The 8,712-nt window shown below is 68.8% G+C and carries 8 protein-coding genes; all 8 read right to left on the minus strand.

Annotation, left to right across the window (positions count from 1 at the left end):
* Positions 1-410: 410 nt before the first annotated feature.
* On the minus strand, positions 411-1,484 hold the full coding sequence (locus tag EPA99_RS08400; RefSeq protein WP_129470750.1) for a protein-glutamate methylesterase/protein-glutamine glutaminase: 1,074 nt from the start codon (positions 1,482-1,484) through the stop codon (positions 411-413).
* A complete protein-coding gene (gene cheD, locus EPA99_RS08405) occupies positions 1,481-2,080 on the minus strand; it encodes a chemoreceptor glutamine deamidase CheD (protein WP_129470751.1) in 600 nt (199 codons plus the stop codon). The genes EPA99_RS08400 and cheD overlap by 4 nt, the downstream gene beginning before the upstream one ends.
* A complete protein-coding gene (locus EPA99_RS08410) occupies positions 2,077-2,943 on the minus strand; it encodes a CheR family methyltransferase (RefSeq protein ID WP_129470752.1) in 867 nt (288 codons plus the stop codon). Before EPA99_RS08410 ends, cheD begins: the two co-directional genes overlap by 4 nt.
* A 93-nt stretch (positions 2,944-3,036) precedes the next feature.
* Positions 3,037-3,516 carry a chemotaxis protein CheW gene (locus EPA99_RS08415; RefSeq protein ID WP_129470753.1) on the minus strand — a complete coding sequence of 160 codons (480 nt, stop codon included), beginning with the start codon at positions 3,514-3,516 and terminating at the stop codon, positions 3,037-3,039.
* A gap of 175 nt (positions 3,517-3,691) precedes the next feature.
* Positions 3,692-4,474, minus strand: coding sequence for a flagellar brake protein (locus EPA99_RS08420; protein WP_129470754.1), 783 nt, complete (start codon positions 4,472-4,474; stop codon positions 3,692-3,694).
* A 100-nt stretch (positions 4,475-4,574) separates the two neighbouring features.
* The gene (locus tag EPA99_RS08425) at positions 4,575-6,839 is read right to left on the minus strand and encodes a methyl-accepting chemotaxis protein (protein WP_129470755.1); all 2,265 of its coding nucleotides are present in this window, start codon (positions 6,837-6,839) and stop codon (positions 4,575-4,577) included.
* Entirely contained in the window at positions 6,836-7,381 is a 546-nt protein-coding gene (locus tag EPA99_RS08430) for a hypothetical protein (protein ID WP_129470756.1), read from the minus strand. The genes EPA99_RS08425 and EPA99_RS08430 overlap by 4 nt, the downstream gene beginning before the upstream one ends.
* 590 nt (positions 7,382-7,971) lie before the next feature.
* A partial coding sequence (locus EPA99_RS08435; RefSeq protein ID WP_241688320.1) for a methyl-accepting chemotaxis protein occupies positions 7,972-8,712 on the minus strand: 741 nt, incomplete at its 5' end.

The raw sequence follows: 8,712 nt of genomic DNA on the forward strand, positions 1-8,712 counted from the left end.
CTGATGCGCCATCGTCTCCGCAGGGTCGCATGCGTGGATGTCGCGCTCGTGTCGCTCCGTTGCGGGGACGGACACCCATCGGCGTGCGTCAATGATGCGATGGCGTGGTGTGAGACGCTCCACAGGGAGTCATCGGGACAGAACCTGTGGGAGCAGCTTGTGGGAGCGCCTTGTGGGAGCGCCTTGTGGAAGTGCTCTGTGGGGGCGGCTTCAGCCGCGAAGAGGCTCTCGCGGGAAAGCCCCTTCGCGGCTCAAGCCGCTCCCACAAAATCTCACAACCGCCTGGAGCTCCTACAAAAGCTCATAACTGCCTGGGCCTCACACAAAGGCTCCACAGTCGCTTGGGGCGCCCGACAACAGCGCCACAACCGCCTGGGGCTGTCCTGCAACAGCTCCGCGGCTTTGCCCGATCAGGCGGCGGCGTTGCGCGGCTGGGCAGCCAGCTCCAGCAGGCGCCCGGCGATCTTGTGCAGTGGCAGCACTTCCTGCGCCGCGCCCAGCTTGACCGCGGTGCCCGGCATGCCCCAGACCACGCTGGTGGCCTCGTCCTGGCAGATCGTGGCCGCGCCGGCCTGGCGCAGCTCCAGCAGGGCGCGGGAGCCGTCATCGCCCATGCCGGTGAGCATGGCGACCACGGCATTGGCGCCAGCGGCGCGTTCGACCGACTTGAACATCACTTCCACGCTGGGGCGATGGCGGTTGACCGGGCCGGCGTCGCTGATGTGGCAGCGCCAGCGGGCGCCATCGCGCACGATCTCCAGGTGGCGGTCGCCCGGCGGCAGGTAGACATGGCCGGGCACGACCATCTCGCCTTCGGTGGCCTCGCGCACGGCCATGGCCGAATGCCGGTCCAGGCGCTCGACGAAGGGCCGGCTGAAGGCGGCCGGGATGTGCTGGCTGACGACGATGGCCGGTGCATCCGGCGGCATCATCTCCAGCACCACGCGGATGGCTTCGGTGCCGCCGGCGGAGGCGCCGATGGCGATCAGGCGATCGGTGGTGCGGAACTTCAGCGGCGCGCTGGCGGCCACCGCCTGCGCCTTGGTGGACTGGGACGGCGTCAGCGCCTGCACGCGCGCCTTGGCCGCGGCCTTGACCTTGGCGATGATCTCTTCCGAATACGCTTCCAGCCCCTGGCTGACGCCGAGCTTGGGCTTGGTGATGAAATCCACCGCGCCCAGCGCCAGCGCCTGCAGGGTGATGTCCGCGCCCTGCTCGGTCAGCGAGGAGATCATCACCACCGGCATCGGCCGCAGACGCATCAGGTTCTGCAGGAAGGTCACCCCGTCCATGCGTGGCATTTCCACGTCCAGGGTGATCACGTCCGGGTTCAGGCGCTTGATCATGTCGCGCGCCATGAACGGGTCGGTGGCGCTGCCGACCACCTCGATGCCGCGGTCGCGCGAGAGGATTTCGGTCAGCAGCTGGCGCACCACCGCCGAGTCGTCGACGATCAGCACGCGGCAGGGGGCTTGCAGGCTCATTGGAACAGCTCGATATCGCCGGACACCGGCGTCCTGGAGAGGTTGGCGCGCACGGCGGTTTCGGCCGCGACCACTTCGGCATCGTGGGCATGCGGCAGGCGCTGCACCATGACCTTGCCGGTCTGCGGGAAATAGAACACCTTGCGCGGGTGGATGCCGAGCAGATCCTCGGCGACCACGTTGATCTGCTCGTCGCGCAGGTACTTGCGCACGAACTCGGAATTGCGCGTGCCCACCGGGTTGTGGGTGAAGCCCTTGAGCACGTTGGCGCCGCCGAACACCTTGGCCTCCAGGCGCTTGCGGCTGGCGCCGCGCTTGAGCAGCTCGTTGATCAGCATTTCCATGGCGTAGCTGCCGTAGCGCGCGGGCGCGCCGTCGCCGCTGTTGCCGTCGGGCAGCATGAAGTGGTTCATGCCGCCGATGCGCAGGGCCGGGTCGCGGATGCACGCGGCCACGCACGAGCCCAGCACCGTGACCAGGGCGGTGTCGTCATCCACCACCAGGTACTGGGTCGGCATCAGCTTGGCCGCCTGCATCTGGAAGCGGTGGTCGCGGTAGCGCACGACCTCGTCGGTGCTCAAAGCGGCATAGCTCATCGGCGCGCACCGGCCTGGGCGCGGCGATAGAGCGTGCGACCGCAGGGCTGGATGATGTCGGCCGCGTGCAGGTAGTTCTCCGAATGCCCGGTGTAGAGCATGGTCTGGTCGTCCATGTGGGTGACCAGTTTGGTGAGGATGCCGCGCTGGGTCGGCTTGTCGAAATAGATCATCACGTTGCGGCAGAAGATCGCCGAGAACGGGCCGCCGACGTCGTAGCGCGCGTCCAGCAGGTTGAGCGGACGGAACTCCAGCAGCGCCTGCAGCGCCGGATTGACCCGGCAATAGCCGTCGTTGGCGCCGGTGCCGCGCTGGAAGAAGCGGCGACGCACGTCCGCATCCAGGGCCGAGACCCGCTCCAGGGCGTAGACGCCGCGCTTGGCGGTGGCCAGCACGTTGGTGTCGATGTCCGTGGCGATGATGCGCACCGGCGGCTTCATGGTGCCGAAGGCTTCGCAGGCGGTGATGGCGATGGAGTAGGGCTCCTCGCCGGTGGAGGCCGCGCAGCACCAGATGTCGATGCTGCCGCGTTCGCGCGCCAGCCCTTCCAGCTGCTTGTGCAGCTGCTCGAAGTGATGCGGCTCGCGGAAGAACGAGGTGAGGTTGGTGGTGAGGGCGTTGGTGAAGGCCTCCCACTCGGCGCCGCCGTTGCGCTCCAGCGCATCCAGGTAGTCGCGGAAGCTGGGCACGTTGAGCGCGCGCAGGCGCCGTGAGAGCCGGCCGTAGACCATGTCGCGCTTGCCCGGCGCCAGGGCGATGCCGGCACGGGCCCGGATGAGCGCACAGACCCGCTGGAAGTCGTGGTCGCTGAATTCGAATTCGCGATCGTCCGAGGGCGGGTGGGGCAGCGTCGAAGCGGTCATTCGGGACACTTCAGATCAGGGCCGGCGAAAGGCTTCACCGGCGGGCAGGGATGCAACATGTCGGACCGACGCGAGGGGCCCGGACGCCTGGCTTCAGGCCGCTTCCAGCGCGCTGGACTGGCCGATGTCGGCGTAGTTCAGCAGGGTCTCGATATCCAGCAGGATCAGCATGCGCTCGTCCAGGGTGCCGATGCCGGAAATGAAGCGGGTATCGACCGCCGCGCCGAACTCAGGGGTTCCGCGGATCTGCTCGGGGGCCAGCGGCACCACGTCGGACACGCTGTCCACCACGATGCCGACCACGCGGTCTTCCACGTTGAGCACGATCATCACGGTGAAGCCGTCGTAGCGGGCCTCCTTCATGCGCAGCTTCAGGCGCAGGTCGATCACCGGCACGATGGTGCCGCGCAGGTTGATCACGCCCTTGATGTACTCCGGCGCGTCGGGGACCTTGGTCACCGCGTCGTAGCCGCGGATCTCCTGGACCTTGAGGATGTCCACACCGTAGTGCTCCTCGCCCAGGGTGAAGGACAGGAACTCTCCGGCGATCGGCTGGGACTGCGTGTTGCTCATGGATGACTCCTGGCGGCAGGAAGGACGTGGATGGAATGCTCGTCCTGTAGATCGGCCGGGGCCTTGGCAACTTTAGGAGTGAGTGGAGAGGAGTGAGAAGTGAGTCAAGTCAACGCCACCGGCGGTCGGGCGCCCGCTTCCCTCACTCCTCACTCCTCTGCGCTCACTCCTGGCTTCAAAGCTCGCGCTCCCGGGCATTCCGCGCGCGCTCGGTGCGGAAGATGTAGTTCAGGACCTGGTTTTCCAGGTTGAAGGGCAGGTCCACGAAGCGGCAGCCCGAGCGCATGATGGCGTGGCCGGGGCGCTGCTCCAGCTTGGAGACGTAGCAGACCTCCAGCGTGACCGGGATCTTGCCGACCTCGGGCAGGCGCAGCTCGCAGCGTTCGAAGCGCTTCTTCGGGTGGAAGGCGCTGTGGTTGTCCGGCAGCATGAGGGCCACGCCGCCGCCGCTGATGTCCAGCACGCGCAGGTCCATGGACACGGCCGGCAGGCCGGCACCGGCGGAGACCGGCACGGTGCACACCACCTGGTGCGAGGCCGGGATGGCCAGGCGGAACAGCTCGCGGCGCTGCAGGCGCACCATCCACTCGGGCATGGGCGCCTGGAAGGCCGGGCGGCCCTCGTTCTCGACCAGCTCCAGGTCGTGCAGGCGGAACTGGATGCGGACGCGGTCCAGCTGCGACACGCACATCAGGTAGTCGGCCTGCAGTACCCGCTGGTTCACCACGTCCGAGTGGTTGCCGTCGATCAGCACGGTGTCGTCGTCGTACAGCTCCAGCAGCGCAGTGGGCGAGTTCAGGCCGCCGGGCATCAGGTGCGCGCTGATCAGGGCGCGGGCATCGATCAGGGACTGCACCAGCCAGCGCACCTCACGTGGATCGTGCAGGGTGTACTGCTCCTCGTCCTCGGCCGACAGGACGGCGGGCGCTTCGGCGACGGGCTGGTCGGGCTCGGACATCATGGATGGGAAAACGAGGGCGTTGAGGGAAAAGTATCGGCCATGTGGCCGTGTTCTGAAACACGGCCGTCATCTCCCCACCCGGCAGTCCCGCCGATGCTCAGAACTCGGCCCAGCTGGCATCGGGCTGGGTCGGCACCAGCGCCAGTGCCGGCGCGGGCTTGCGCGTGGCGGGCTTGCGCGGCGGGCCGGACCGGCCAGGCGCCGCGGCCGGCGCGGCGTGGTCCGCATGGGCCTGCGCCAGCCGGAACACCGAGACCGCCTCCACCAGTTGCGCGGCCTGGTCCTCCATCGAGCGCGCCGCGGCCGAGGCCTCCTCCACCAGGGCGGCGTTCTGCTGGGTGCCCTCGTCCATGTGCATGACTGCCTGGTTGATCTGGTCGATGCCGGCGGCCTGCTGGGCCGAGGCGTCGGCGATCTCGCCCATGATGCGGGTCACGCCCTGCACCGAGCCGACGATCTGCTCCATGGTGCGGCCGGCTTCGCTGGCCAGGGCCGAGCCGTTGCCGATGCGCGAGACCGAGTCCTCGATCAGGCCCTTGATCTCCTTGGCGGCGTTGGCGCTGCGCTGGGCCAGGGCACGGACCTCACTGGCGACCACGGCAAAGCCGCGGCCCTGTTCGCCGGCGCGCGCGGCTTCCACGGCGGCGTTGAGCGCCAGGATGTTGGTCTGGAAGGCGATGCCGTCGATCACCGAGATGATCTCGCCGATCTTGTGCGAGGACTGGGCGATCTCGGCCATGGTGGCCACCACCTGGCCCACCACGCCGCCGCCGCGGGTGGCGACCGTGGCCGCATCGTGGGCCAGCTGGTTGGCGCGCTGGGCATGCTCGGCGCTGGCCTTGACCGTGGAGGTGAGCTCATCCATGGAGGCGGCCGTTTCCTCCAGGTTGGCGGCCTGCTGTTCGGTGCGCTGGGACAGGTCGTTGTTGCCGGCCGCGATTTCCGTGGCGGCGATGTTGATGGTGCCGGCCGACTGCTGAATGCGGCCGACGATGCCCGCCAGCTGCGCCGCGGTCGCGTTGGCGTCGTCGCGGATGCGGGCGAACACGCCCTGGTAGTCGCCCTGCATGCGCGCGGTCAGATCGCCTCGTGCCAGTGCGGACAGCAGCGCGGAGATCTCTTCCAGGCTGGTGGCGTTGCGGTCCAGCAGAGCGTTGATGCGCTGGGCCAGCTGCAGCAGGAAGCCCTGCTTGTCGGCGACCGGCACGCGCCCGGACAGGTCGCCGGCGGCGGCCGCTTCCATCACCCGCGCGATTTCCTCTTCCACCTGCAGCTCGGCGGTCAGGTTGGCCCATTCCACCACGTAGCCCTGGCGCTGGCCGTCCTCGCCCAGCACCGGGTTGACGATCAGCCGCATGACCTGGCCGCCCACGCGGATCTGCGCGCGGTGGGTGCCCTGCAGGCGCGCCAGCATGGTGGCCTGGTGCTCGGGGTTGCGGTGGAACAGGTCGATGTTGCGGCCGAGCAGGGTGGCCGCATCGAAGGACGGGATGTCCCGCCGCAGGTCGTCCTGCGCCTGGGCCAGCATGGCCGTCAGCGGCTTGTTGACGTAGACGATGTTGCGCTCGGCGTCGGCGATCATCACGTTGGTGGTGACGCTGTCCAGGGCGGTGCGGATGCGCAGGTTGTCGCGGCTCATGCGCAGGTCGGCATCGTGACGCGCCAGCAGGGCGCCGTTGGTGGCCACCAGCGCCTGTGCCAGCGACCCCTCTGGAAAACGCATGCGCGCGATGTGGGCCGGCAGGGCTTCGTCGCGGGTCATGGCCTGGGCCAACTGGGTCAGCTCCGCCGGGTCGTGGCCCAGCAGGACCAGCTCGCGCCGCATCTGCACCGCCATGACCACCAGCACCGCCGACTCGGCCACCACATAGGCCGCGTGCATCAGCAGCACGCCGATGCCGGTGCCGGGCAGGAAGGCCATGACCGGCAGACCCGCATGCTGCATGAAGAAGAACGCGACGTGATGCACGGCGATGGCGCCGGCAGCGACCACGATGGGCAGCCAGTCGCGGTAGTACAGCAGCGTGGCGATCAGCACGATGACGCCGAAGTGGGTCTCGATCATGCCGCCGGACTGGTGGATCAGCGCCGCGGCCAGCACCATCAGCCCCAAGGCCACGGTGCAGCGCGACAGGCGTGTGCCGGGAAACAGACGGGTCTGCACGGCCACCAGCGCCAGGCTGGGCAGGGCCACGGCAAGGAAGGCGGTCCACCCGCGGCCGCTCAGCGCCAGCAGCGCCGAGACCGCGGTCAGGACGCCGGCGACCAGCACCAGCAGGCGGTCGGCGCCAGCGGCGAGGCGCTGCAGGTAGGCATAGTGTTCTCGACCGATCAGGCGGTCGGCATCAGGGGCGACGGTCATGTGGCATTGGCCTCGGAACAGGGGCAGGGGGCGGGGGAAAGAAAGGGCGGTCGGTCCGATGCCAGGACCGACGCAATGAGGGGGCCAGCGGGCACACCCTGACGCCCGCAGCCGGTGGCGATGTCCAGCGGGCCGGCATAACGCAGGGCGCCGCTGGCGTCGAAGACCACCAGCGCGAAAGGCAGGGCGGTGGACGGGATGGCCTGCGTGCGGACCTGGATCGCCTGGCCTTGCAGGGCCGCGCGTAGCGCGGTGTCATCGCCCTGGGTGCTGCAGCGGCAGTGTCCGCCTTGCAGGAACACGGCCGTGGCCTGGCCGGGTTGGCCCGGCGTGGCCCCGAGCTTGCGCAGGTGCAGGGTGATCTCCGCCGCATCCAGCCCGGCCGCCACGACGGGTGTGCGTTGCAGCGCGGCCAGCGATGGCAGGATCCAGCCCAGCCACAGCGCAAGCAGGGCCAGCCCGATCCAGGCGGGGCGGGGGCGGTGCACAGCGGCGGGCGCGTCGACGACGGTCACGGCATGGCGGCGGGGATGGATGTTCATCCACATAACGGCGTCGTGAAGATGGGCTTGACGGCCGAAGCCGGAAACCGGAGTTCCCATCCCAGTTCTTGCGCGGGCACCGGCCAGCGAGACGGCACGGTCCGAAGGGCGTTATCCACCCCCGTAGGGTGGACAACGCGAAGCTTGTCCACCAATGCAGGTGGTGGTGGGTGAGGGCTGCGCGGGCCGTGCGCACGCGGTCGGGTTGGCGGCGGTGGTGGATGGAAGAGCGCCATCCACCCTACGGCTGCTTCAGCATGTAGTAGCCGATTTATCGGCGAAGGGGCTTGCTCGGGAAAGCCACTTCGCGGCTGATGGCCCCAGGCCACCTGGAGCCGCTCCCACGCGGACCGATGGCATAGGGTGGACAACGCGAAGCTTGTCCACCAATGCAGGTGGTGGTGGGTGAGGGCTGCACGGGCCGTGCGCACGCGGTCGGGTTGGCGGCGGTGGTGGATGGAAGAGCGTCATCCACCCTACGCAGGGGACGTGGCGAGGCTTGTCCATCGGGCGCCGTTGCGACTGCGGTCGAGGTGCGCAGGTTTTTGCCTGGCGCATCGTTGCCCGTCGTCAACGGCGGCGGCCATTTTTCATGCGGGAAGCGCCTGGCGCCGGGTGTGGGCCGATAGAGCCGACTCGGCGCGTTCCAGGCGGAACACGGCGACGGTTGCGACCAGCGCCTGCGCCTGTTCTTCCATCGCGCGCGCTGCGGCCGAGGCTTCTTCCACCAGCGCGGCGTTCTGCTGGGTGGTCTCGTCCATCTGCACCACGGTCTGGTTGACCTGCTCGATGCCCGAAGCCTGTTCCTGCGAGGCCGCGGAGATCTCGCCCATGATGTCGGTGACCCGCTGTACCGAGCCCACCAGCTCTTCCATGGTCTTGCCGGCCTGGCCGGCCAGGGCCGAGCCGTCGGACACCTTGGACACCGAGTCCTCGATCAGGCCCTTGATTTCCTTGGCGGCATTGGCCGAGCGCTGGGCCAGGGTGCGCACCTCGCTGGCGACCACTGCGAAACCACGGCCCTGTTCGCCGGCGCGCGCGGCTTCCACGGCGGCATTGAGCGCCAGGATGTTGGTCTGGAAGGCGATGCCGTCGATCACGCTGATGATGTCGGCAATCTTGCGCGAGGACGCTTCGATCTGGCCCATGGTCGTGACCACCTGGCCGACCACGGCGCCGCCGCTGGCGGCGACCTGGGCCGCGTCCACGGCCAGCTGATTGGCCTGGCGGGCGTGTTCGGCGTTCTGCTTGACCGTGGAGGTCAGCTCTTCCATCGAGGCGGCGGTCTCTTCCAGGTTGGCCGCCTGCTGCTCGGTACGGCGCGAGAGGTC

It is taken from the genome of Pseudoxanthomonas composti, assembly GCF_004122095.1.
GTDB classification, from domain to species: Bacteria; Pseudomonadota; Gammaproteobacteria; order Xanthomonadales; family Xanthomonadaceae; genus Pseudoxanthomonas_A; species Pseudoxanthomonas_A composti.